This window comes from Candidatus Skiveiella danica (assembly GCF_022705245.1).
Classification (GTDB): domain Bacteria; phylum Pseudomonadota; class Gammaproteobacteria; order Burkholderiales; family Burkholderiaceae_C; genus Skiveiella; species Skiveiella danica.
In genome coordinates, this window is the sequence record NZ_JAKJEW010000014.1 from 22,235 (window position 1) to 44,667 (window position 22,433).

At 64.7% G+C, this 22,433-nt stretch carries 25 protein-coding genes; 8 read left to right on the forward strand and 17 right to left on the reverse strand.

All coding sequences use genetic code 11. The features are described 5' to 3' along the window. Window positions 1-59 precede the first annotated feature (59 nt). The 3 genes from ACMUOY_RS09720 to folE all read right to left on the reverse strand — a co-directional run bounded on the left by ACMUOY_RS09720 (window position 60) and on the right by folE (window position 1,732). Window positions 60-509: an acyl-CoA thioesterase gene (locus tag ACMUOY_RS09720; RefSeq protein WP_413892518.1), complete on the reverse strand. Its 450-nt coding sequence runs from the start codon at window positions 507-509 to the stop codon at window positions 60-62. 78 nt (window positions 510-587) lie between these two features. Further along, window positions 588-1,010, reverse strand: a complete 423-nt coding sequence (locus ACMUOY_RS09725) for a BLUF domain-containing protein (protein ID WP_413892519.1) — start codon at window positions 1,008-1,010, stop codon at window positions 588-590. 8 nt (window positions 1,011-1,018) lie between these two features. Continuing rightward, the gene (gene folE, locus ACMUOY_RS09730) at window positions 1,019-1,732 is read right to left on the reverse strand and encodes a GTP cyclohydrolase I (RefSeq protein WP_413892594.1); all 714 of its coding nucleotides are present in this window, start codon (window positions 1,730-1,732) and stop codon (window positions 1,019-1,021) included. Window positions 1,733-1,957: 225 nt separating this feature from the next. Between folE and ACMUOY_RS09735 the strand changes: the two genes are divergently transcribed. After that, a complete protein-coding gene (locus tag ACMUOY_RS09735; RefSeq protein WP_413892520.1) occupies window positions 1,958-2,623 on the forward strand; it encodes a glycine-rich domain-containing protein in 666 nt (221 codons plus the stop codon). Window positions 2,624-2,652: 29 nt separating this feature from the next. Here the strand turns inward: ACMUOY_RS09735 and clsB are convergent, their stop codons facing one another. The 11 genes from clsB to ACMUOY_RS09790 all read right to left on the reverse strand — a co-directional run bounded on the left by clsB (window position 2,653) and on the right by ACMUOY_RS09790 (window position 13,929). Beyond that, window positions 2,653-3,885 (reverse strand): phospholipase D-like domain-containing protein, encoded by a 1,233-nt coding sequence (gene clsB, locus ACMUOY_RS09740; RefSeq protein ID WP_413892521.1) that lies wholly within the window; start codon window positions 3,883-3,885, stop codon window positions 2,653-2,655. A gap of 1 nt (window position 3,886) precedes the next feature. After that, window positions 3,887-4,630 carry an endonuclease/exonuclease/phosphatase family protein gene (locus tag ACMUOY_RS09745; protein WP_413892522.1) on the reverse strand — a complete coding sequence of 248 codons (744 nt, stop codon included), beginning with the start codon at window positions 4,628-4,630 and terminating at the stop codon, window positions 3,887-3,889. Between the two features lie 9 nt (window positions 4,631-4,639). Then, window positions 4,640-5,110 (reverse strand): dihydroneopterin triphosphate diphosphatase, encoded by a 471-nt coding sequence (nudB, locus tag ACMUOY_RS09750; RefSeq protein ID WP_413892523.1) that lies wholly within the window; start codon window positions 5,108-5,110, stop codon window positions 4,640-4,642. Beyond that, complete coding sequence (locus ACMUOY_RS09755; protein WP_413892524.1) at window positions 5,107-5,823, reverse strand: ABC transporter ATP-binding protein; 717 nt, start codon at window positions 5,821-5,823, stop codon at window positions 5,107-5,109. The genes nudB and ACMUOY_RS09755 overlap by 4 nt, the downstream gene beginning before the upstream one ends. 1 nt (window position 5,824) lies before the next feature. Next, window positions 5,825-6,595, reverse strand: a complete 771-nt coding sequence (locus tag ACMUOY_RS09760) for an ABC transporter ATP-binding protein (RefSeq protein WP_413892525.1) — start codon at window positions 6,593-6,595, stop codon at window positions 5,825-5,827. Window positions 6,596-6,605: 10 nt separating this feature from the next. Then, window positions 6,606-7,682, reverse strand: a complete 1,077-nt coding sequence (locus ACMUOY_RS09765; protein ID WP_413892526.1) for a branched-chain amino acid ABC transporter permease — start codon at window positions 7,680-7,682, stop codon at window positions 6,606-6,608. A 17-nt stretch (window positions 7,683-7,699) separates the two neighbouring features. Next, the gene (locus ACMUOY_RS09770; protein ID WP_413892527.1) at window positions 7,700-8,629 is read right to left on the reverse strand and encodes a branched-chain amino acid ABC transporter permease; all 930 of its coding nucleotides are present in this window, start codon (window positions 8,627-8,629) and stop codon (window positions 7,700-7,702) included. Window positions 8,630-8,864: 235 nt separating this feature from the next. After that, window positions 8,865-10,172 (reverse strand): replication-associated recombination protein A, encoded by a 1,308-nt coding sequence (locus tag ACMUOY_RS09775; RefSeq protein ID WP_413892528.1) that lies wholly within the window; start codon window positions 10,170-10,172, stop codon window positions 8,865-8,867. Next, window positions 10,169-10,837, reverse strand: a complete 669-nt coding sequence (gene lolA, locus ACMUOY_RS09780) for an outer membrane lipoprotein chaperone LolA (protein WP_413892529.1) — start codon at window positions 10,835-10,837, stop codon at window positions 10,169-10,171. Before lolA ends, ACMUOY_RS09775 begins: the two co-directional genes overlap by 4 nt. Window positions 10,838-10,870: 33 nt before the next feature. Then, window positions 10,871-13,213 (reverse strand): DNA translocase FtsK, encoded by a 2,343-nt coding sequence (locus ACMUOY_RS09785; protein ID WP_413892530.1) that lies wholly within the window; start codon window positions 13,211-13,213, stop codon window positions 10,871-10,873. Window positions 13,214-13,254: 41 nt separating this feature from the next. Beyond that, window positions 13,255-13,929: a Crp/Fnr family transcriptional regulator gene (locus ACMUOY_RS09790; RefSeq protein WP_413892531.1), complete on the reverse strand. Its 675-nt coding sequence runs from the start codon at window positions 13,927-13,929 to the stop codon at window positions 13,255-13,257. A gap of 190 nt (window positions 13,930-14,119) precedes the next feature. Between ACMUOY_RS09790 and trxB the strand changes: the two genes are divergently transcribed. From trxB to rpmG, 3 genes are all read left to right on the forward strand, one after another. Further along, on the forward strand, window positions 14,120-15,076 hold the full coding sequence (gene trxB / locus ACMUOY_RS09795; protein ID WP_413892532.1) for a thioredoxin-disulfide reductase: 957 nt from the start codon (window positions 14,120-14,122) through the stop codon (window positions 15,074-15,076). Between the two features lie 188 nt (window positions 15,077-15,264). Then, window positions 15,265-15,498 carry a large ribosomal subunit protein bL28 gene (rpmB, locus tag ACMUOY_RS09800; RefSeq protein ID WP_413892533.1) on the forward strand — a complete coding sequence of 78 codons (234 nt, stop codon included), beginning with the start codon at window positions 15,265-15,267 and terminating at the stop codon, window positions 15,496-15,498. An 11-nt stretch (window positions 15,499-15,509) separates the two neighbouring features. Next, window positions 15,510-15,680, forward strand: a complete 171-nt coding sequence (rpmG, locus tag ACMUOY_RS09805; protein WP_413892534.1) for a 50S ribosomal protein L33 — start codon at window positions 15,510-15,512, stop codon at window positions 15,678-15,680. A 105-nt stretch (window positions 15,681-15,785) separates the two neighbouring features. Here rpmG and ACMUOY_RS09810 read toward each other — a convergent pair whose 3' ends face one another. Both ACMUOY_RS09810 and ACMUOY_RS09815 read right to left on the reverse strand, forming a co-directional pair. Next, complete coding sequence (locus ACMUOY_RS09810) at window positions 15,786-17,009, reverse strand: fatty acid desaturase (RefSeq protein ID WP_413892595.1); 1,224 nt, start codon at window positions 17,007-17,009, stop codon at window positions 15,786-15,788. Window positions 17,010-17,124: 115 nt separating this feature from the next. Beyond that, window positions 17,125-18,402 (reverse strand): RsmB/NOP family class I SAM-dependent RNA methyltransferase, encoded by a 1,278-nt coding sequence (locus ACMUOY_RS09815; RefSeq protein WP_413892535.1) that lies wholly within the window; start codon window positions 18,400-18,402, stop codon window positions 17,125-17,127. A 42-nt stretch (window positions 18,403-18,444) separates the two neighbouring features. On the opposite strand from ACMUOY_RS09815, the gene ACMUOY_RS09820 reads away from it, so the two are divergent. Then, window positions 18,445-18,687 (forward strand): DUF1653 domain-containing protein, encoded by a 243-nt coding sequence (locus ACMUOY_RS09820; RefSeq protein WP_413892536.1) that lies wholly within the window; start codon window positions 18,445-18,447, stop codon window positions 18,685-18,687. A gap of 39 nt (window positions 18,688-18,726) precedes the next feature. Here ACMUOY_RS09820 and purN read toward each other — a convergent pair whose 3' ends face one another. Next, on the reverse strand, window positions 18,727-19,311 hold the full coding sequence (gene purN / locus ACMUOY_RS09825) for a phosphoribosylglycinamide formyltransferase (RefSeq protein ID WP_413892537.1): 585 nt from the start codon (window positions 19,309-19,311) through the stop codon (window positions 18,727-18,729). A gap of 69 nt (window positions 19,312-19,380) precedes the next feature. Between purN and ACMUOY_RS09830 the strand changes: the two genes are divergently transcribed. The 3 genes from ACMUOY_RS09830 to ACMUOY_RS09840 are packed head-to-tail and all read left to right on the forward strand — an operon-like array spanning window position 19,381 to window position 22,432. Further along, entirely contained in the window at window positions 19,381-20,055 is a 675-nt protein-coding gene (locus tag ACMUOY_RS09830) for a YceH family protein (RefSeq protein WP_413892538.1), read from the forward strand. Window positions 20,056-20,098: 43 nt separating this feature from the next. Beyond that, complete coding sequence (locus tag ACMUOY_RS09835; protein WP_413892539.1) at window positions 20,099-21,304, forward strand: acyl-CoA dehydrogenase family protein; 1,206 nt, start codon at window positions 20,099-20,101, stop codon at window positions 21,302-21,304. Window positions 21,305-21,316: 12 nt separating this feature from the next. Beyond that, window positions 21,317-22,432 (forward strand): acyl-CoA dehydrogenase family protein, encoded by a 1,116-nt coding sequence (locus ACMUOY_RS09840; RefSeq protein ID WP_413892540.1) that lies wholly within the window; start codon window positions 21,317-21,319, stop codon window positions 22,430-22,432. The last annotated feature ends 1 nt before the right edge of the window (window position 22,433 follow it).

The following is a 22,433-nucleotide window of genomic DNA, read 5'->3' on the forward strand; positions in this document are numbered from 1 at the left end:
GGCTGCGGCCCCCTCGGGGGGCAGCGAAGCACACGCAGTGGCGAGCGTGGGGGCCATACTCAGCCGGCCAGCCGCACCCGCAAGGCTTCGGGCAGCGCTTCGCCCCGCAGCGGTGTGCCAGGGCCGGCTTCGTACCGGCACCAGACGCGGGTCTCACGGCCGCTGGCCAGTTCGAGCACGCCGTCGCCATCCAGAAAACGATGCCGAACGGTGAATGATTTTCCGCCCAGCCGCTCCACGCAGGACTCGACGATGCAGCGCTCGCCAAAGGTGGGGGAACGCACGAAGCTGCATTCGGTGTGCACCAGCGGCAGGCTCAGGTGTTCGGCCCGCATGCGCGCGGCGCTGTAGCCGGCCTCGGCAAACAGGTGCCAGCTCGCCGCGTCCATCCAGCGGTAATAGGTCGGATAGAAGATGATGCCCGCCGGGTCGCAGTCGCCCCACTCCACGGTGCGCTGCATGCGGGTGGTGAAACCGCCCTGTCCTGCCTGCGCCGGCACATGGCTCACCGGACACCCCCCGCGCTGGCCAGCGCGGTGCTGTTCGCCCTGGAAGCGCCGCGGCGACTCATCGCGCGCCCGGCTCCGTCAGGCCCGGCCGATGATGGAGGCCGTGGCCAGCAGCTCTTCGAGCAGCGCCAGCGACACGGACCCCGACACGCTGTAGGGATCGAGCTCGGCGCGCTCGGCGTACTTCAGCAGGATGCTGGTGTTGATCCGTGCGACGTTGACCTGCCCCATCGTCCAGCCGCCAAAGCGACGTTCGGAGATTTCCTCGTAGTGCAGCAGCACCACGTCCTTGTGGCGCGGATCCTTCTGGATGTGGCCGTAGAGGTCGCTCACCGCCATGCGCCCGCCTTCGAGCGCCTGCAGGAAGATGCCGCCGCCATAGCAGAGGATGCCGGTGATGCCGCAGGACGGGTTGAACTGGCGCGACTGGGCCAGGATGTCCTCGATCACGTCGGGGCTGGGGTCGACGGCGCGGCTGGCGTAGAGCAGGCGTACAAGCATGGGGCGTCCTAGCGGGGAATGAGGGAGAGAAATTCGCGACGCAGGTTGGGGTCTTTCAGGAAGGCCCCTCGCATCACGGAGTTGATCATCTTGCTGTCCATGTCCTTGACGCCGCGCCAGGCCATGCAGAAGTGGCTGGCCTCCATGACGATGGCCAGACCGTCGGGCTGCGTCTTTTCCTGGATCAGGTCGGCGAGCTGGATCACGGCCTCTTCCTGAATCTGGGGCCGGTTCATGATCCATTCGGCAATGCGCGCGTACTTGGACAGGCCGATCACATTGGTGCGCTCGTTGGGCATCACGCCGATCCAGACCTTGCCGATGACCGGGCAGAAGTGGTGGCTGCAGGCGCTGCGCACTGTGATGGGACCGACGATCATCAGTTCGTTCAGGTGCTCGGCATTGGGAAACTCCGTGATGCCGGGAGGGTGCACGTAGCGACCCCTGAACACCTCGTTGACATACATCTTGGCCACCCGGCGTGCGGTATCCGAGGTGTTGTGGTCGTTGTCGGTGTCGATCACCAGGCTGTCGAGCACGCCCTGCATCTTGACCGTGACCTCATCGAGCATCTTCTCGAGCTCGCCGGGCTCGATGAAATCCGCGATGTTGTCGTTGGCGTTGAAGCGCTTGCGGGCGGCCTTGATGCGCTCGCGGATCTTCACGGAAACCGGCGTGCCTTCGTCAATTTCGGCTGGGCTCATGGCGTCGGGTCTCTTCATTAACATGGAAAGATGGTACCAGCGATTGATGAGTGGGGTTATTGGGCCTATCCCAGCGTGAAATGGTCATAGCACGCTATACATTTTGCAGTGCCTGTCAGCCGCTGGCGAATCGCCGCGAGCCGCGGAAACGCGTTGCTCCCGTTTGACAGTGTCATGCGATTGTCACAAACCGCCGTTCCAATGGTCTGCACAACAACAAGATCATGAAAGGAGATCCCCCACATGACCCTCACGCCCTGGCTTCTGGCGCTGCCCCTGGTGGCCCTCGCCGCGATCCCGGCCTGGCGGGCCGCCCGCATGCGCCGGCGCCGCGCCTTCATCGAGGCCTATCGTTTTGCACCGCACCTGCGCGCCCAGGTGCTGCAGACGTGGCCGAACCTGCACCCTGGCGCCCTGAACGATGTCGAGCGCGGGCTGCGCCAGTTCTTCCGGGTCAGCCTTGCGGCGCGCGGGCGCATGGTGGCCATGCCCTCCAAGGTGATCGATGAACTCTGGCACGCCTTGATCCTCGACACCGCGCGCTACCAGTTCTTCTGCCGCCACGCCTTCGGTCGGGTGCTGCACCACACGCCCGCCGCGGCGATGCGCGCGCAGGCCCGCGGCGCCGAGCCGCTGCGCCGCGCCTGGCGGCTGGCCTGTGCCGACGAGGGCCTGGACCCGCGCCAGGCTGCCGCCTTGCCGCTGATGTTCGAGCTGGACACGACATTGGCCATTCCCGGCGGCTTTCGCTATGAGCCCGACTGCAGCCGACCGGGCAGCAGCGCCTGGTGCGGCAATGCGCTGGGTTGCGGAAGCACCGGGTGCGGAAGTTCGCACGGCAGCGACGGCGGTGATGCGGGTGGCGACGGCGGCGGTGATGGCGGTGGATGCGGCGGCGGAGGCGACTGAACGTCTGGCTGCTGCGGACCCGACGTCGGTCAGTAGCGCCTGCCGGTCAGAAAAAGCGCCAGGCGCATCAGCCCCAACGCCAGGCGCTCTTTGACCCGTTGCAGCAGCGGCCGGTTCGCGTACTCCTGCGCCGCCACCGGCCGGCCGCCATGGGCCATCGCATCGACCAGGCGCGTGCGCAGTTCAACCGCAAAGGCACTGTCCTGAACCACCACGTTGGCTTCGCGCGCCAGCAGCAGGCTCAAGGGGTCGAGGTTCGAGGAGCCGACCGTGGCCCAGGCCCGCGAGGTGCCCGCGTCGATCACGGCCACCTTGGCGTGCAGAAAACTGGCGGTGTACTCGTGTATTTCGATCCCGGCATCCATCAGCGGGCCATAGACCGGGCGCGCCGCATGGAACTGCATGAAATACTCATAGCGACCTTGCAGCAGCAGGCGCACCTTCACGCCACGGCGCGCCGCGTGAATCAGCGCACGGCGAAGCCGCCTTCCGGGCAGGAAATAGGCGTTGGCAATGATGATCTCCTGCGTGGCCCCGGCGATGGCGCGGCGGTAGGCGCGCTCGATCCGGCTGCGGTTGAGCACGTTGTCACGCAGCAGCAGCGTGGCACGTGCCACCTTGCGTCCCTGCGTGTCGGCTTCGGGTGCGCGACGCCAAGGCAGGTTCAGACCGGCTGCTCGCAGCGTGCTGAAGGCATGGGGAAAATGATGGGCCCGCATGTCGCGCACGCCCTGCATGCGCCACCACAACTGCGCCGTGGTTTCCTGGGCCTGCAGCACCAGTGCGCCCGAGGCGCGCACGGCAAAGTCCAGCCGGGGCTCGTTCAGGCGACCATGATGCGGATCATGAAAGTCGTCCAGGATGTTGATGCCGCCGCAAAAGGCCAGCCGCCCATCGATCACGCAGAGCTTGCGGTGCAGCCGGCGCCAGCGGCTGGGAATCAGCAGTCCCAGCGTGCCCAGGGGCGCGTAGACCGACCATTGCACGCCGGCGGTCTCGAAGCGCTTGCGCCACAATGGCGGCAACGCATCGGTGCCCACGCCATCCACCACCACCCAGGTTGTCACACCGCGGGTTGCGGCGCGCACCAGCGCTTCAGCCACCTCGACGGCCTCGCCGGTGAAGTCGAAGATGTAGGTTTCCAGCCGGACCTCGGAGCGGGCGTGGTCCATCGCGGCAACGAGCGCCGGGAAGTATTCCTGGCTGCCCTGCAGCAACTCGATCTGGTGCGGGTCGCGCGAGTCGTGGGCACGCGCAGTCATGTCAGCCCAGACCGAATTCGCCGATCAGCGGCAGGTGATCGGACATCCGTCCCCAGATCCGGCCACGGGGCACGTGCAGGCTCAATGGTTTGAGGCCGCGCGCAAAGATCTGGTCCAGCTGGACCACCGGCAGGCGCGAAGGATAGGTCGGACAGCGCACCGTATCTGACGAGCGCATGCCGATGCCATGCAGGGTTCGCTGGATGCGCGTGCCCCAGTCGTTGAAGTCGCCCGCCACCACCAGCGCCGCGTCGTGGGGCACCTCCCGCTCGATGTAGCGTCCAAGCTGCGCGACCTGGCGCGCCCGGCTGGCAGGGATCAGCCCGAAGTGCACCACGATCACGTGCACCACCCGCCCCTGCACATCGACCTCCACGTGCAACAAGCCGCGCTGCTCGAAACGATGGTCCGACATGTCCTCATGGCGGTGCGCCAGGACCGGCCAGCGCGACAGCAGGGCATTGCCATGTTCGCCGTGGCGCGTGACGGCGTTGGTGCGGTAGACCGCCTCGTAGCCCTCGGGCGCCAGGAACTCGGCCTGGGGCAGATCGGGCCAGTGCGTGAAGTAATGCTGCTGGCGCCGGTGCACCTTGCGGACTTCCTGCAGGCAGATGATGTCGGCGTCGATCTGTTCGATGGCGTGGCCGAGGTTGTGAATCTCCAGCCGCTGTCGGGGCCCCACGCCCTGCACACCCTTGTGGATGTTGTAGGTGGCGATGCGCAGCGTGTCCTGAAGTGTGTTCACACGCAAACCTTACCCCAAAAATCGAGGCAACATCAGCACTGCCTCGGCATTGGATGACGAAAAACAGGCATCGGCCGCCGCCTGCCAGGGCAGCCACTGGTAGTTCGTGTGCTCATGCGGGTTCAGCCGAACCGGCGTACCGACAGGCACTTCGAGCCCGAACACCCGCTCGGTGTTGTGGGTTACGCCGGGCGCGTAGCGGTGCAGCCACTGGGGATAGATGCCATAGACGTTTTCCAGGCCCCAGTCCTGCAGGCAGCCAGCCAACGGCGTGCCTGCGCCGCACGCGATGCCCGTCTCCTCGAAGACCTCGCGCACAGCCGTGTCGTGAAAGCTCTCCTCTTCCCGGTCCTTGCTGCCTGTCACCGACTGCCAGTATTCGGTGGCGTCGGCGCGCCGAATCAGCAGCACGTCCAGCGCCGGGGTATAGATCACCACCAGCACCGACTGCGCAATCTTGAAGGCGCTGGCGCCGCTCACTCGCCGAGGTAGGCGGCCCGCACGCGGGGATCGCTGAGCATTTCCTTCGCGGGGCCGTTCATGGTCACGATGCCCGACTCCATCACATAGCCCCGGTCGGCAATGGCCAGCGCACGGCTGGCGTTCTGCTCCACCAGCAGGATGGTCACGCCCTGGGCGTAGACATCGCGCACCACTTCGAAGATCTTGTCCACCATGATGGGGCTCAAACCCATCGAGGGCTCGTCCAGCAGCAACACCTTGGGTCGGCTCATGAGGGCCCGGCCCATGGCCAGCATCTGCTGCTCGCCACCCGACAGGGTGCCGGCGAGCTGGTCCTTGCGCTCTTTCAGGCGGGGGAAGATGGTGAAGACTTTGTCAATGTCGGCCAGGATGTTGGCTTTGTCGCTGCGGATGTAGGCGCCCATCTGCAGGTTTTCGGTGATGGTCATGCGGGCGAACACGCCGCGGCCTTCGGGCACCATGGCCAGCCCCTGCTTGACCAGATCCCAGGGGCCCTGGCCCCGGATGCTCTTGCCCAGGTATTCGATGTCGCCATCGTTGATCGGCAGGATGCCGGTGATGGCTTTCATCGTGGTGGTCTTGCCGGCGCCGTTGGATCCGATCAGCGAGACCAGCTCGCCCTCGTGCACCTCGAAATCCACGCCCTTGACGGCCTGGATGCCGCCATAGGCCACCTTCAGGCCCTTGACCTTGAGTAGTGTCGCTGCCATGTCAATGTCCTCCGGTGCCCAGATAGGCCTCGATCACTTTTTCATTCTTCTGCACATCGGCCGGCGTGCCCTCTGCGATTTGCTTGCCATAGTCCAGCACCGTGACCCGGTCGCACAGGCCCATCACCAGCTTGACGTCGTGCTCGATCAGCAGGATGGTGCGGTTGTCCTTGCGGATGCGGTCGATCAGTTCGCGCAGCATGACCTTCTCGGTCGCGTTCATGCCGGCGGCAGGCTCATCCAGCGCAATCAGCTGAGGGTCGGTGGCCAGGGCGCGGGCAATCTCCAGGCGGCGCTGGTCGCCATAGCTCAGGGTGCGGGCCTTGTAGTCGGCAAACTTGCCAATGCCGACGTAGTCCAGCAATTCCTGGGAACGCTTCGCAATGGCAGCCTCCTCCTCACGAAAGCCCGGCAGGCGCAACACGGCCCCGATCAGGCCGGAGTGGGTCCGGATGTGGCGGCCCACCATCACGTTCTCCAGCGCAGTCATTTCGGCAAACAGGCGGATGTTCTGAAAGGTGCGCGCGATGCCCGCCTTGGCCACCTCGTGCACCGCGGTCGGCTTGTAGGGCTTGCCGGCCAGCTCGAAGGTCCCGCTGTCCGGGGTGTACAGGCCGGTGATCACGTTGAAGAACGTGGTCTTGCCCGCACCGTTGGGTCCGATCAGGCCATAGACCTGGCCGCGTTCGATCGTCATGCCCACGTCGCTCAAGGCCTGCAGGCCGCCAAAGCGCTTGGAAATGCCGGCGACTTTCAATACGGTATCGCTCATGTCGCTCTCCTTATTTGCCTTGCAGCGACTTGCCATGCTCCGGCGACGGCCACAGGCCGCGCGGGCGCATCAGCATGATGATGATCATGGCCAGAGCGATCAGCAACTGGCGCAGGATGGCCGAGTCGAGGCGTCCATCCGTCATCGACTGCAGAGGCCCGGCCACGTAACGCAGCACCTCGGGCAGCGCCGACAGCAGCACCGCACCCAGAATTACCCCGGGCAGGTGCCCGATGCCGCCGAGCACCACCATGGCGACGATCATCACCGACTCCATCAGGCTGAAGGACTCGGGCGACACAAAACCCTGGAAAGCACCGAACATCACGCCCGACACGCCACCGAACGTGGCGCCCATGCCGAAGGCCAGCAGCTTCATGTTGCGGGTGTTGATGCCCATGGCTTTCGCGGCGATCTCGTCCTCGCGGATCGCCATCCAGGCGCGGCCGATACGCGACATCTGCATGCGATGGCTGATCACCACGCTGGCCACCACCAGCGCCAGGAACAGGTAGTAGTACAGCGTGACCGAGGCGAACTCGAAGCCACCAAAGCTGACCGGCTTGCCCAGGTCGAGGCCGAAGAACTTGAGCGAGTCGATCTGGTTGATGCCCTTGGGTCCGTTGGTGATGTTGATCGGATGGTCCAGATTGTTCAGGAACACGCGAATGATTTCACCGAAACCCAGCGTCACGATCGCCAGGTAGTCGCCGCGCAACTTCAGCGTGGGCGCGCCCAGCAGCATGCCGAACAATCCCGCCAGCCCGGCCCCTGCCGGAATGATCACCCACAGCGGCATGTGCAGCCCGTTCGGGAAGGTCGCGGCCAGCGCCGGGAAGGCTTCCGTCAGGTGCGGCGACGCCAGCAGGCCGTACATGTAGGCACCCACCGCAAAAAAGGCCACATAGCCCAGATCCAGCAGGCCGGCGTAACCGACCACAATGTTCAGGCCCAGGGCCAGCAGCACATAAAGCAGGGCCATGTCAGCGATGCGCACCCAGGCATTGCCGAAGCCTTGCAGCACCATCGGCAGCACCAGCAAAGCGACGGCGGCGACCAGGAAAACAACGGTCTTGTTCTGTTTCATCTTGATGCTCCCGGTGTTCAAGCGCGATCGGCGACACGTTCACCCAGCAGGCCGGAGGGCCGCAGCGTGAGCACGATGATCAGCACGATGAAGGCAAAGATGTCGGAGTAGTGGCTGCCCAGCAGTCCCCCGGTCAGGGTGCCGATGTAGCCCGAGCCGATCGATTCGATCAGGCCCAGCAGGATGCCCCCCACGACGGCGCCGGCCAGGTTGCCGATGCCGCCGAAGACCGCCGCCGTGAACGCTTTCAGGCCTGGCAGAAAGCCCATCGTGTGCTGCACCGTGCCGTAGTTGGAGGCGTACATCATGCCGGCGATGGTGGCCAGGATGGCGCCGATGATGAACGTGGCTGAAATCACCATGTCGGGTTTCACGCCCATCAGGCCCGCCACTCGCGGGTTCTCGGCCGTGGCCCGCATCGCCCGGCCCAGCCGGGTGTGGTTGACCAGGTACATCAGCGTGGCCAGCGAGACGGCCGTCAGGCCCAGGATCATGATCTGGGTCGGCGTGATCACCGCGCCGCCGATGTCGAAGGGCGTGCTCGGCAACAGGGTGGGATAGGGCTTGTAGTTCGGCTTCCAGATGATCATGGCCAGCGTCTGCAGCAGGATCGACACGCCGATGGCCGTGATCAGCGGGGCCAGCTTGGGACTGTTGCGCAAGGGTCGGTAGGCCACCTTTTCGATCACGAAGTTGAGCGCGGCGGCCACCACGCAGGAGATCACCATGGCCACGATCAGGACCACCCATCCCGGCGTGCCGGGCATGGCGTCCTTCATCAGGCCGATGATGGTCCAGCTGGTCAGCGCGCCGACCATCAGCACCTCGCCATGCGCGAAATTGATGAGGTTGATGATGCCGTACACCATGGTGTAGCCCAAGGCGACCAAGGCATACATGCTGCCAAGAACCAGACCGTTGATGATCTGCTGCAGCAGGATTTCCATAAAGCGTTCTCCGTTTTTTTTGACCGGCTGTTGCGCCCGAATGCGCCACGGATCCGTGACTCTGGCGGCTCAGGCCTCGTGAGCTGAACCAGCCAACTAGCAAAAAGCCCGCCAGGGCAAAGGCGTTGGCGGGCGGGTGGACGGGATTGTAGCGAACGCCCATCGGGCGGCGCGACTGCCGTTGCCGGGGGTTTACCCTTTGTCAGGGGGCCGGATCAGCAGCCTTGCCGACCCATTAGGATTTCTGATGATTGAGACGTCGAAGCTCGTCCAACTTATCCGCAATTCGGATCTCCAGCCCCCGTGGCACCGGCCGGTAAAAGCCCGGCGGCGCCATGCCTTCAGGCAGGTAGGTTTCGCCCGCCGCGAAGCCGCCCGCTTCATCATGGGCATAGCGGTAGCCGCGCCCGTACTCAAGATCCTTCATGAGCTGCGTCGGCGCATTGCGCAGGTGCATCGGTACCGGACGGGTGCCGTCTTTCTTCACGTAGGCTTTGGCCTCGTTGAAGGCCTTGTAGACCGCATTGGACTTGGGCGCGACCGCCAGATAGACCAGACACTCGGCCAGTGCGAGTTCGCCCTCGGGGCTGCCCAGCCGCTCGTAGACGTCGGCGGCGTCGAGCGCCAGCCGCAGGGCGCGCGGATCGGCCAGGCCGATGTCCTCGGTGGCCATGCGGATCAGCCGACGTGCCAGGTAGCGCGGGTCGGCTCCGCCGTCGAGCATGCGCACGAACCAGTACAGTGCCGCGTCCGGGTCGGAACCGCGCACGCTCTTGTGCAGCGCGCTGATGGTGTCGTAGAACTGCTCGCCGCCCTTGTCGTATCGGCGCAGGCGCTCGCCCAGAACCCGCAGCAGCCACGCGTCGGTGATCGCCGCCAGCTGCTCGCGGGCGGCCGCGACGCCCAGTGTCTCCAGCGTGTTGAGCAGGCGGCGCGCATCACCGTCGGCGTACGCCACCAGGCGCTCCACCGCTTCTTTTTCGATAGCTGGAAATGACCTTTCGGCACTGGCTCTTGCCACAATTTGCTTCAAATCGTCTTCAGCAAGCGGCTGCAGCACATACACGGCGGCCCGCGACAGCAAGGCGGAGTTGACTTCGAACGACGGGTTCTCCGTGGTGGCCCCGATGAAGGTGAACAGGCCACTCTCGACATGAGGCAGGAAGGCGTCCTGCTGGCTCTTGTTGAACCTGTGCACCTCGTCGACAAAGACGATGGTGCCCCGTGGCACCAGTCCGGTGCGCGCCGCCTGGGCGTGTTCCACCGCTTCACGGATGTCCTTCACCCCCCCGAGAACCGCACTGATGGTGATGAACTGCGCATCGAAGGCGTCCGCCATCAGCCGCGCGATGGTGGTCTTGCCGGTGCCCGGAGGCCCCCACAGGATGCAGCTGTGCGGCTGGCCGGACTCGAACGCCAGACGCAACGCCATGCCTTCGCCAAGCAGATGCCGCTGTCCCACGACTTCGCCCAGGGTGCGCGGGCGCAACTGCTCGGCCAGCGGCGTCAGGCCCTGCGGAGCCGCACCGGGGCGCAGTGTCATGGACGAATCACGTCTGCGCCGGCAGGCGGTTTGAACTGAAAGACGCTTGGCGCCAGCACCGGGTTCAGTTCGAAGGCGGTGAACGTCAGCACCGAACGCTGTCCGAAACTGTCCAGGATGTCGAGGACCGCCAATTCACTGCCCTTGTCCGTCACCCTGAAGCCGACCCGCACCGCCTGCAACTGTCCGTCTTTCGTCCGGGGCGTGGCCTGAACCCATTGCAGCCCATCGCGATCCGGCGCGTCCCTGAGCTCGAAGTCCCCCTGAAGAGCTTTCATGTCGGGTGCCGCCGCGATCAGCGCCGCCGGTGTGGAACCCAGCGTCTGCGCCTGCTTGCGAGCCGTCACCTGGTTCAGGTCCACGTCGTACATCCACAAGGTCTGTCCGTCGGCCACGAGGGTTTGCTCGAACGGCTTCTTGTAGGAAAACCGGAAGCGGCCCGGCCGCTGGAATTCAAAGCTGCCGCTGGAGGTCTTGCTGCGCACAGCCTGGCCCTCCTTGGCCGGCGAAGTCACGACCTGTGTGAAAGACGCTCGCCCGGAACGCGCCGCCTTTACAAACGCGTCCATGCTGTCCAGACCGGTCGCCAAGGCATCCGGGGCCGCCGCCACGACAGAGCCAGCCAGCAACAAAGCCCGCGCAAACAGACGAGAAGCCGCGAACATCATGGAGCTGGGACCCAGCTACCGGGTGCAAGTTCATTCATCGCGCGTTGGCACGAGGATGTCGCGCTGCCCGTTGGTGCTCATGGCGCTCACCAGACCGGCCTTTTCCATGTCTTCCACCAGGCGGGCCGCGCGGTTGTAGCCGATCTTGAGATGGCGCTGCACCAGCGAGATGCTGGCCTTGCGATTCTTCAGCACGATTTCGACCGCCTGGTCGTACATCGGATCCTTCTCGCCACCGCCCTCGGCCCCGTCGCCGGCCACACCGCCCTCGCCATCGATCGTCCCGCCTTCAAGCAGGCCCTCGATGTAATTGGGCTCGCCCTGGCTCTTCAGGTAGTCGACCACCCGGTGCACCTCGTCATCGCTCACGAAGGCGCCATGCACCCGGATCGGAAAGCCGGTGCCGGAGGGCATGTACAGCATGTCACCCATGCCCAGCAGCGCCTCGGCACCCATCTGGTCCAGGATGGTGCGGCTGTCGATCTTGCTGCTGACCTGGAAGGCGATGCGCGTCGGGATGTTGGCCTTGATCAGGCCGGTGATCACGTCCACGCTGGGCCGCTGCGTGGCCAGGATCAGATGGATGCCGGCGGCACGCGCCTTCTGCGCCAGGCGTGCGATCAGTTCCTCGATCTTCTTGCCCACCACCATCATCAGGTCGGCCAGTTCGTCAATGACGACGACGATGTGGGGCATGCGGTCCAGCGGCTCGGGCGCGTCCGGCGTGAGGCTGAACGGGTTGTAGATGAACTGCTCGCGCGACTTCGCCTCGTCGATCTTGGCGTTGTAGCCGGCCAGATTGCGAACGCCCAGCTTGCTCAGCAGCTTGTAGCGGCGCTCCATTTCGCCCACGCACCAGTTCAGGCCGTTGGCGGCCTGCTTCATGTCGGTCACCACGGGCGCCAGCAAGTGCGGAATGCCTTCGTAGAACGACATTTCCAGCATCTTGGGATCGATCATGAGAAAGCGCACATCACGCGCCTCCGCCTTGTAGAGCAGGCTCAGGATCATGGCGTTGATCCCGACCGACTTGCCGGAGCCGGTGGTGCCCGCCACCAGCACGTGCGGCATCTTGGCCAGATCGGCGACCACCGGATTTCCAACGATGTCCTTGCCCAGGCCGACGGTCAACAGGGACTTGGCTTCGTTGTAGACCTGCGAGCCAAGAATTTCAGACAGGCGGATTGACTGCCGCTTGGCGTTGGGCAGCTCCAGCGCCATGTAGTTCTTGCCTGGGATGGTCTCCACCACCCGGATCGACACCAGACTCAGACTGCGCGCCAGATCCTTGGCCAGGTTCATGACCTGGGACCCCTTGACCCCGGTGGCCGGTTCGATCTCGTAGCGAGTGATCACCGGCCCGGGCGACGCCAGCACCACGCGCACCTCGACGCCGAAGTCGCGAAGCTTCTTTTCGATCAGGCGGCTGGTCATCTCCAGCGTCTCGGTGGCCACGGTCTCCTGGCGCTGCAGTGCGCCGTCGAGCAGGTCCACCTGCGGCAGCTTGCTGTCGGGTAGTTCGACAAACAGCGGCTTCTGGCGCTCTTTGGCCACCCGTTCGCTCTTGGGCAAGTCGGCCAGCACCGGCTCGATCAGGATCGGCTCAGGATGGTGCTCCTGGTTTTCCCGGCGCTCGACATGGATCACCTCTTCACGCTCGCGCGCGGCCTGCTTGCCCAGTTCCAGATCCTCGGCAATTTCGCGTTTTTCACGCCGCGAAGTGACCAGTCCATCCAGCGCAGCACCGATGCGCTCGGCCAGCAGGCCCCAGGAAAACCGGAACACCAGCGCCGCCCCCAGAACACCCACCACGATGCTGACCAGGCCCGAGCCCGTGAAACCCAGCCACTTCACGCTGGCCGGCCCCGCCAGAAACCCCAGGACGCCGCCGCCGTGACCGGGCAGAAGCGGCTCCAGACGATAAAGCCGGGACCATTCGAGCGCCGTGCTGGCCACCAGCAACAAGGCCAACCCCAGCCAGAACGCCAGCCGGCCGGCAGCAAAGAGCGCCAACGGTGCCTGCGGCGGCGGCGGATCGGCTTCTCCTCGCATCCAGCGTGCAAGGCCTGTCAGCCAGGCGCGCATGCCCGCTGCAACGCACCACCAGACCGAGAACCCCAGCATGAAGAAACCGACGTCCGCCAGCCAGGCGCCCAGTCGCCCGCCCCAGTTGCGCACACCGGAATTCACGCCGGAGGTGGTCCAGGCCGGATCCTGGGACGAATAGCTCAGCAGCGCGAGCACGCAAAAGACCAGAGTTGCAAGCCCGAGCAAGAGGCCCAGTTCCTGGCCAAGGCGCGCCGAGCCGGAGGGCGGGGGTGCCGATGCGGTTCGGGACGTCGGCGTGGACAGCGTGTGAAGTGAATAGGTCATGGTCTACCGAAGGCGGCAAGCTTACTGCAAGCCGGACAGCCTCACGGCAGGGACAGCATGTTTTCCTTGATCCGCGTGGCGCCGTCGTCCATCACCTCGATGAAACCCCGTTGTTCGAGATCCTTCATCACCCGGCTCACCATCTCCCGCGAGGCGCCCACCATCTTGGCGATATCCGAGCGGGACACCTTGGACCGGATCAACCGGGTGCCATCCGCCTGCGGCGTTGCGGTCTCCAGAAGGGCGCGTGCCACCCGGCCATACACATCCATCAGCGCCAGCGACTGGATCTGGCGGTCCGCATGGCGCAACCGCTGCACCAGCCCCTTCATGACGGCATAGGCCATGGAGGTGTTCTCGGGCAGGCAGCGCGCAAAATCGACCCGCGCCAGCTCCAGCACATCGGTCTGGATCTCGGCCTGCACGGTCGCCGAATGGGGTTCGTTGTCGATCAGGCTCATCTCGCCAATGTAGTCGCCGGGCTGCAGGATGGCCAGGATCACTTCGCGGCCGCGCCCGTCCCCACTGATGACGCGGGCACGCCCGGTCAGCATGATGAACAGTGCGTTGCTCTTCTTGCCCTGTTCCACGATGTTGTCGCCGCGTTTGTAGCGCCGTTTCACGATCGCATCGGACACGGCGGTGGCCTGGGCGTCGGTCAGCATGGCAAACAGGGGAACCCTGCGGATCAGATCGAGATTGGAGAGCATGGCCATCTGGATAAACCTCAGCTGCGGGGGTTCTTCGCCCGATTCGTACAATGCAAGCTGTCTTCCCGACCGTTTGCCTGCCGCATATTCTGCATCGCCTGCATCCCGGGCGGGTCCGTGTCCCGGGTTGCCGGCGCCTGACTGGCAACCCGCTTGAATACCGGCCGCAGTATAGCGCCCCACTGGATTCCACACCATGCCCAACAGCCAACACGCCAAAGTCCTGATTCTCGGTTCCGGCCCCGCCGGTTACACCGCCGCCGTCTATGCGGCGCGCGCCAATCTCAACCCTGTCCTGGTCACCGGCATCGCCCAGGGTGGCCAGCTCATGACCACCACCGAGGTGGACAACTGGCCGGCTGACGTCCACGGCGTCCAGGGCCCGGATCTGATGCAGCGATTTCTTGAGCACGCCGAACGTTTCAAGACGCAGATCGTCTTCGATCACATCAATGCCGTCGACTTCAGCCAGCGGCCGTTCACGCTCACCGGTGACAGCGGCACCTACACCTGCGACTCACTGATCATCGCCACGGGCGCCTCTGCCAAATACCTTGGACTGCCGTCCGAAACCGCCTTCATGGGCCGGGGCGTGTCCGGCTGCGCCACCTGCGACGGCTTTTTCTACCGGGATCAGATCTGCTGCGTGGTCGGCGGCGGCAACACCGCGGTGGAAGAGGCGCTGTATCTGTCGAACATCGCCAGCAAGGTCTACCTCGTGCACCGGCGCGACAAGTTCAAGGCCGAGCCCATTCTGGTGGACAAGATGATGGAGAAGGTCGCCGCCGGCAAGATCGTCCTCAAGACCTTCCGCACGCTGGACGAAGTGCTGGGCGACGCGAGCGGCGTGACAGGCATCCGACTGAAGAACGTGAGTGACGGCAGCACCGAAGACCTGGAACTCCAGGGCTGCTTCATCGCGATCGGCCACGCACCGAACACGGAGATCTTCCAGGGACAACTGGCCATGGAAAACGGCTATATCGTGACGCAGGGCGGTCTCAAGGGATTCGCCACCCAGACCAGCGTACCCGGGATTTTTGCGGCTGGCGACGTCCAGGATCACGTCTACCGCCAGGCCATCACCAGCGCGGGCACCGGTTGCATGGCCGCGCTGGACGCCCAGCGTTACCTGGAACAAAGCGCAGGCTGAGACTGCCTCACTAAAGTTCGTTATAATTCAAGGCTTTGCCAAATAATGGCGCGCCTTGCCTGTGCGGGCGCTGCGTCTGGCAGATCGGGTTACCGCCACCCTTTTCTGGCGAGGTGAGGCTGAAAGCCGGCAGTCCTGAATGCTTCAGGGTTGTTCAACGGCTCCAGCTGTTTGATCGGAGTGTCCACATGGCACGTGTCTGCGAAGTAACGGGTAAAGGCCCGATGGTCGGGAACAACGTTTCCCACGCCAACAACAAAACCAAGCGCCGGTTTCTGCCGAACCTGCAATACCGTCGTTTCTGGGTCGAGAACGAGAACCGTTGGGTGCGCCTGCGCGTTTCCAGCGCGGCCCTGCGACTGATCGACAAGAACGGCATTGAAGCCGTGCTCGCAGACCTGCGTGCGCGCGGCCAAGCATAAGGAGCTGAATCATGGCAACCAAAGGCGGACGCGAAAAAATCAAGCTGCAATCCACAGCCGGCACCGGTCACTTCTACACGACCAGCAAGAACAAGAAGACCATGCCCGAGAAGATGTCGATCATGAAGTTCGACCCGAAAGCTCGCAAGCATGTGGAGTACAAGGAAACCAAGCTGAAGTGATTCGGCGCTGGTTTCCCACAAAAAACCCGCTCCAAGAGCGGGTTTTTTGTTGCCCGGGCGGACCGGCGCGGGGCCCGCCGATTTGCGGGGCGTCCAGGTCCAGCGTCAGATCGTCTGCACGCGCGCAGCGCGAAGCTGCATCGAAAATTCGCGCAGCGCGGCGATGCCACTGTCCTCGGCGCGGCGACACCAGGCTTGCAGATCGGCCGCCAGCTGCTCGCGCGAGTGCGAGGTATTGAGCCAGAGCTGGCGCAGCTCCTCGCGCATCACCACCATCTTGTCGAGCACGGCATTGGCGGAGCGCGCTTTTGAAAGCTGGGAGCGCGCCGCCACCGGCACCTTGTCGGTGTCGCGGTGCAGCCAGCGCCGTGCGGCCACCACCACCTCGGCATCCACTTGGCGGGCTTTCAGCGTGTCCATTTCCTGCCGTACCACTGCACGCATGCGACGGGCGTACCCCGCCATGACCTCATAGCGGTTGGCGATCACGGCCTCCAGTGTCTTTTCATCCGCCACCGGCCGGATATCGCCAAAAGCCAGCTTCGGCGGGCGCTTCTTGATCGATGCCAGGCCGACCGACTGCATCAGACGGATGTACATCCACCCGATATCGAACTCGTAGGGCTTGACCGACAGCTTGGCCGACGTGGGATAGGTATGGTGGTTGTTGTGCAGCTCTTCACCGCCGATGAGGATGCCCCAGGGTGAGATGTTCGTGCTGGCATCCGGCGCCTCGAAATTGCGGTAGCCCCAGTAGTGGGCCGCACCATTGATGATGCCGGCAGCAGTGACCGGAATCCAGGCCATCTGAACGGCCCAGACAGTCAGGCCGGCCACACCGAACAGCGCCAGATCAATGATCAGCATCAGGCCCACGCCCTGCCACGAAAAGCGCGTGTACAGGTGGCGCTCGATCCAGTCGTCGGGCGTGCCGTGACCGAAACGGGCCAGGGTTTCCTGGTTCTTCGATTCGGTGCGATACAGCTCCGCCCCTTCGAACAGCACCTTGCGGATGCCGAACACATGCGGGCTGTGCGGGTCTTCGGCCTGCTCGCAACGGGCATGGTGCTTGCGGTGAATGGCGGCCCATTCTCTTGTCACCTGCCCGGTCGTGAGCCAGAGCCAGAAACGGAAGAAATGCGAGGGAAGTGGATGCAGGTCCAGGGCGCGATGGGCCTGGTGCCGGTGCAGGAATACCGTCACGCTGACGATCGTGATGTGGGTCATCGCCAGAGTGACCAGCACCAGCTGCCACCACGACAGGTTCAGCCATCCTTTCGACAGCCAGTCGACGGCCGCATCCAGCACGGCCCCTTGAGATAACACCATCATCAGAACTACTTTCAAGAGTGGGGGAACGTGCCATGACGGCGGCCGGCCATTTTAGTGGTAAAGCCTTCGTGCCCTGCGCCTTCGTGGCCAGGGAGCCAGCCAGGACCTGGGATCAGGAACCGCTGCGTTGCCAGACGGCCGCAAAGAAGCCATCTGTGCCGTGCCGGTGGGGCCACAGACGCAGGTACTCCCCACCCGTGGCGGGGCCGCTGCACAGACTGGCTGCATGCGCCACCTTCAGATGGGTCAGAAGGTCGCGGGCTTCAAGGGGTGTGAAATCCTTGTTGGCGGCGGAAAAGGCCTGGGCGATCGCTTCGTTCTCCTGCGGCAGCACGCTGCAAGTGGCATACACCAGCCGGCCACCCGGCTTGAGCAAACGCGCCGCGCTCTGCAGGATCGCCGCCTGCTTGGCCGTCATTTCCTCGATGCCCTTGGGGGACTGCCGCCACTTCAGGTCAGGGTTGCGGCGCAAGGTGCCCAGGCCCGAACACGGCGCATCCACCAGCACCCGATCGATCTTGCCCGCCAGGCGCTTGACCCGATCGTCGCGTTCGTGGGCGATAGCCGCCGGATGCACATTGGACAGCTTGCTGCGCGCCAGTCGCGGCTTGAGCGCGTCCAGCCGGTGGGCCGAGGTGTCGAAAGCATACAGGCGCCCGGTGCTGCGCATGGCCGCGCCGATGGCCAGCGTCTTGCCGCCCGCGCCCGCGCAGAAATCCACGACCATCTCGCCGCGTCCGGCCTCGAGCAGCAGCGCCAGCAGCTGGGAGCCTTCGTCCTGCACCTCGATCGCGCCGCGGGCAAAGGCATCGAGCTTGGTCAGCGCCGGCTTGCCCTCGATGCGCAGACCCCAGGGCGAATACGGCGTGAGCGTCGACTGGATGCCGGCGGCGGCCAGCTCCTTGCGCACGTCGGTCCGTTTGTCGGTAAAAGTGTTGACCCGCAGATCCAGCGTGCCGCTCTGGCTCAGGCTCTCCACCAGCGGCCAGAACTCGTCGCCGAGTTGCTCCTTGAGTGGCTGAACCAGCCAGTCGGGCAAATTGTGGCGATGGTGCTCCATCAGGTCGCCCGGCTGAACGGTGTCGCACTGGTCGAGCCAGTTCTTTTCCTGTTCGGTCAGGGCGCTCTTGAGGAAATCGCGCGGCCCATGAAAGCCCAGGATCGCCAGCCGGCGCTCCTTGGCACCGCTGCCGGAGCGGGCCATGTGCTCAAACAGCAGCTTCTTTCGCAACACGGCGTAGACGGTCTCGGCCAGCGTGGCACGCTCGCGCGGACCGAGCGAGCGGTGCTCACGGAAATAGCGAGAAACCGTGGCGTCGGCCGGATGTTCGAGTTGGAGCGAAAGCCTGACGATCTCGGCGCAGGCGTCCAGCAGGGCTTTAGGATGCATGGGCCGTATTGTCCCACCCTCAACCCTTGTGCCCTGTTCACCATGTCCGAATCCCTGCCCCTCCTCATCGAAACCCCGCCCGGCCGCTACCGGCACTACAAGGGCGGTCTGTACGACGTCATTGGCACGGCCCGCCACAGCGAAACGCTGGAGCCAATGACCCTCTACCGCGCCTTGTATGGCGAACGGGGCCTCTGGGTCCGCCCGGCCGCCATGTTCGGAGAGGAAATCACCTACGAAGGCGTCCGCCAGCCCCGTTTTGCCCGCATTTCCGACAAACAGTAGCACTCCCCCAGCGTCAAACGGTCGGTCTCAGCTATGTTTTCAGGAGTGACTGGCGAGCAGGCGTGCGATGGCTTGCGGGTAGATCCGGTGCTCCTGCGTCAGGACGCGCGCCGCCAGGGATTCGGCCGAGTCGCCCGGCAGCACCGGCACCGCGGCCTGTGCCAGGATCGGACCATGATCCAGATCGGGCGTAACCCGGTGCACCGTGGCGCCCACCACCTGGCAGCCGGCATCCAGCGCGCGCTGGTGCGTGTGCAAACCGGGGAACGCCGGCAGCAGGGAGGGGTGGATGTTGAGCAGCCGCCCTTCGAAATGCGCGACGAAGGCGGGCGTGAGGATGCGCATGAATCCCGCCAGCACCACCAGAGTCGGCTCAAACGCGTCGATCTCGGCCTTCAGCGCATTGTCGAAGGCCTCCCGCGAGCCGAAGGCCTTGTGATCGACCACAACCGTCGCGATCCCGCGCTCCCGGGCAAGTGTCAGTCCCCCTGCGTCAGCGCGGTTGCTGATCACCGCCGCGACGCGTGTGCCAAGACGCTCGTTCCAGCCGTCGCGGCGGGCCGCCCGAACAATGGCTGCCATGTTGGAGCCGCCGCCCGAGATCAGAATCACGATGTTCTTCATTTTTTCTGCTACCTTGCGCAACCGGCCTGATGCGCCGGCTCTCACTCTTACCGATTCATTATCCCCGCCATGTCGATTCGCCCCCTCTCCCCTGTCGAAGCCCGCGTGCTGGCCACGCTGATGGAAAAAGCCCGCACCGTGCCCGACAGCTACCCGCTCACCCTCAACATGGTCGTGACCGGCTGCAACCAGAAGACCGCACGAGACCCGATCATGCAGATCGATGACGAACAGGCCCAGCTGGCCCTGGACGCGTTGAAGGGCCTGTCGCTGGTGTTCGAGACCAGTGGGGGGCGCGTCACGCGCTTCGAGCACAACTTCCAGCGCGTCTTCCATGTGCCCGAGCAGTCGGCCGTGGTGCTGGGCCTGCTGATGCTGCGTGGGCCGCAGACCGCCGGCGAGCTGCGCATCAACACCGAGCGCTGGTACAAATTTGCCGACATTTCCTCGGTCGAGGGATTCCTGGAAGAGCTTCAGGACCGCTCCGAGGAAAAAGGCGGCCCGCTGGTCGTCAAGCTGCCCCGCGCCCCCGGTGCCCGCGAGCAGCGCTGGGCCCACCTGGTGTGCGGGCCGGTCGACATGGCACTGGCCGCGACGTCGTACGAGGCCCATATGCCCGGCGTGGGTGAACTGTCGCACCTGCAGGGTCGCATGGACAGCCTGGAACACGAGGTTGCCCAGCTGCGTGAGACCGTCGAAAGACTTTGCACCGAGCTGGGTTTGTCGCAGGGTGGACAGCCCTGAGCGAACGACCGTGCTAAAAACCTGAATTCTCTGGAGACACCCCATGGATCTGGCATTTACCCCTGAAGAACAGCAATTCCGCGAAGACATCCGCGCCTGGGTCAAGGACAACCTGCCCGCCGACATTTCGCACAAGGTGCACAACGCCTTGCGCCTGAGCCGCGACGACATGCAGCGCTGGGGCAAGATCCTTGGCAAGAAGGGCTGGCTGGGCCATGGCTGGCCCAAACAGTTCGGCGGCCCGGGCTGGAACGCCGTGCAAAAGCACCTGTTCGAAGAAGAGTGCGCGCTGGCCGGGGCCCCCCGCGTCGTGCCCTTCGGCCCCGTCATGGTGGCCCCGGTGATCATGGCGTTTGGCAATGCCGAGCAACAACAACGCTTCCTGCCCGGCATTGCCAGCGGCGAGGTCTGGTGGAGCCAAGGCTACAGCGAGCCCGGTTCCGGCTCGGATCTTGCCTCGCTCAAGACCCGCGCCGAGCGCCGCGGCGACAAGTACATCGTCAACGGCCAGAAGGCCTGGACCACGCTGGGCCAGTACGGCGAGTGGATCTTCTGCCTGGTGCGCACCAGTTCCGAGGGCAAGCCGCAGACCGGCATCAGCTTCCTGCTGATCGACATGAAGTCGCCCGGCGTCACGGTGCGCCCGGTGCGCCTGCTCGACGGCGAGTGCGAGGTCAACGAGGTCTTCTTCGACAACGTCGAGGTGCCCGCCGATAACCTGATCGGCGAGGAAAACAAGGGCTGGACCTATGCCAAGCACCTGCTGAGCCACGAGCGCACCAACATTGCCGACGTGAACCGCGCCAAGCGCGAACTGGAGCGACTCAAGCGCATCGCGAAAACCGAAGGCGTCTGGGAAGACACCCGCTTTCGCGACGAGATCGCCAAGCTGGAAGTGGACGTCGTCGCGCTGGAGATGCTGGTGCTGCGGGTGCTGTCGGCCGAGAAGTCGGGCAAGAACTCGCTGGACATCGCCGGTCTGCTCAAGATCCGCGGCAGCGAGATCCAGCAGCGTTACAGCGAACTCATGATGCTGGCGGCCGGCCCCTACAGCCTGCCGCTGATCCAGGAGGCCATGGAAGCCGGCTGGCAGGGTGACGCAGCCGCCGGCGCGCTGGGCGGCTTCCCCGGCGGAGTGGTGGCCAATGCGCCGCTGGCCTCGACCTATTTCAACATGCGCAAAACCACCATCTACGGCGGCAGCAACGAAGTGCAGCGCACCATCGTGTCCCAGGTCGTTCTGGGTTAAGGAGACACCAACATGGATTTCGACTTTTCTGACGACCAGGAACAACTTCGCGACGCCGTGCGCAAGTGGGTGGACAAGGGCTACGACTTCGAGCGCCGCCGCAAGACCGTGGCGGTGGGCGGTTTCGACCGTGCGGCCTACAACGAACTGGCTGAACTGGGCCTGGCCGGCCTCTACATTTCCGAGACCGATGGCGGCATGGGCATGGGCCCGGTCGAAGGCATGGTGGTTATGGAGGAACTGGGCCGCGGCATCGTGCTCGAGCCCCTGACCCAGACGCTGATCGCCGGCGGCGTGCTCTCAGGCTACGGCAGCGATGCGCTCAAGGCGCAATGGCTGCCGAAGATCGCCTCGGGCGAAACCCTGGTGGTGCTGGCCTATCAGGAACGCAAGGCACGCTACCGACTCGACGTTTGCGAAGCCAAAGCCACCCATTCCAGCGCCGGATGGTCGTTATCTGCTACAAAAGACATGGCCCCTGCAGGCGACCATGCTGATGCATTCATCGTGCCGGCCACCGTGGACGGCACGATTGCCCTGTTCCTGGTCGAGCGTAACGCCAGCGGCGTCACCACCCGCGGCTACGGCACGCAGGATGGCGCGCGCGCCGCTGACCTGCAACTCGTGAACGCGCCTGCCAGCCTGATCACCACCGACGGCCTCGCGGCCCTCGAACACGCCATCGACATCGGCATTGCCGCAGCTTGCGCCGAAGCGGTCGGCGTGATGGACAAGACAGTGGCCATCACCGCGGAATACATGAACACGCGCAAGCAGTTCGGCGTGGCCATCAGCAGTTTCCAGGCGCTGCGCCATCGCATGGCCGACGTGAAGATGCAGCTGGAGCTGGCCCGCTCCATGAGCTACTACGCCAGCCTCAAGCTCAACGCCCCCGCCGACGAACGCCGCCGCGCACTGTCCCGGGCCAAGTACCAGCTTGGCACCTCCATGCGCTTCGTCGGCCAGCAGGCGGTGCAACTGCACGGTGGCATCGGCGTGACCGACGAGTACATCGTGAGCCACTATTTCAAGAAGCTGACCCAGTTGGAAATGACGTTTGGCGACACGCTGCACCATCTGGGCGAGGTGTCAGCCCGCATGCAGGACACGGCCGGGGTATTTGCGTGAA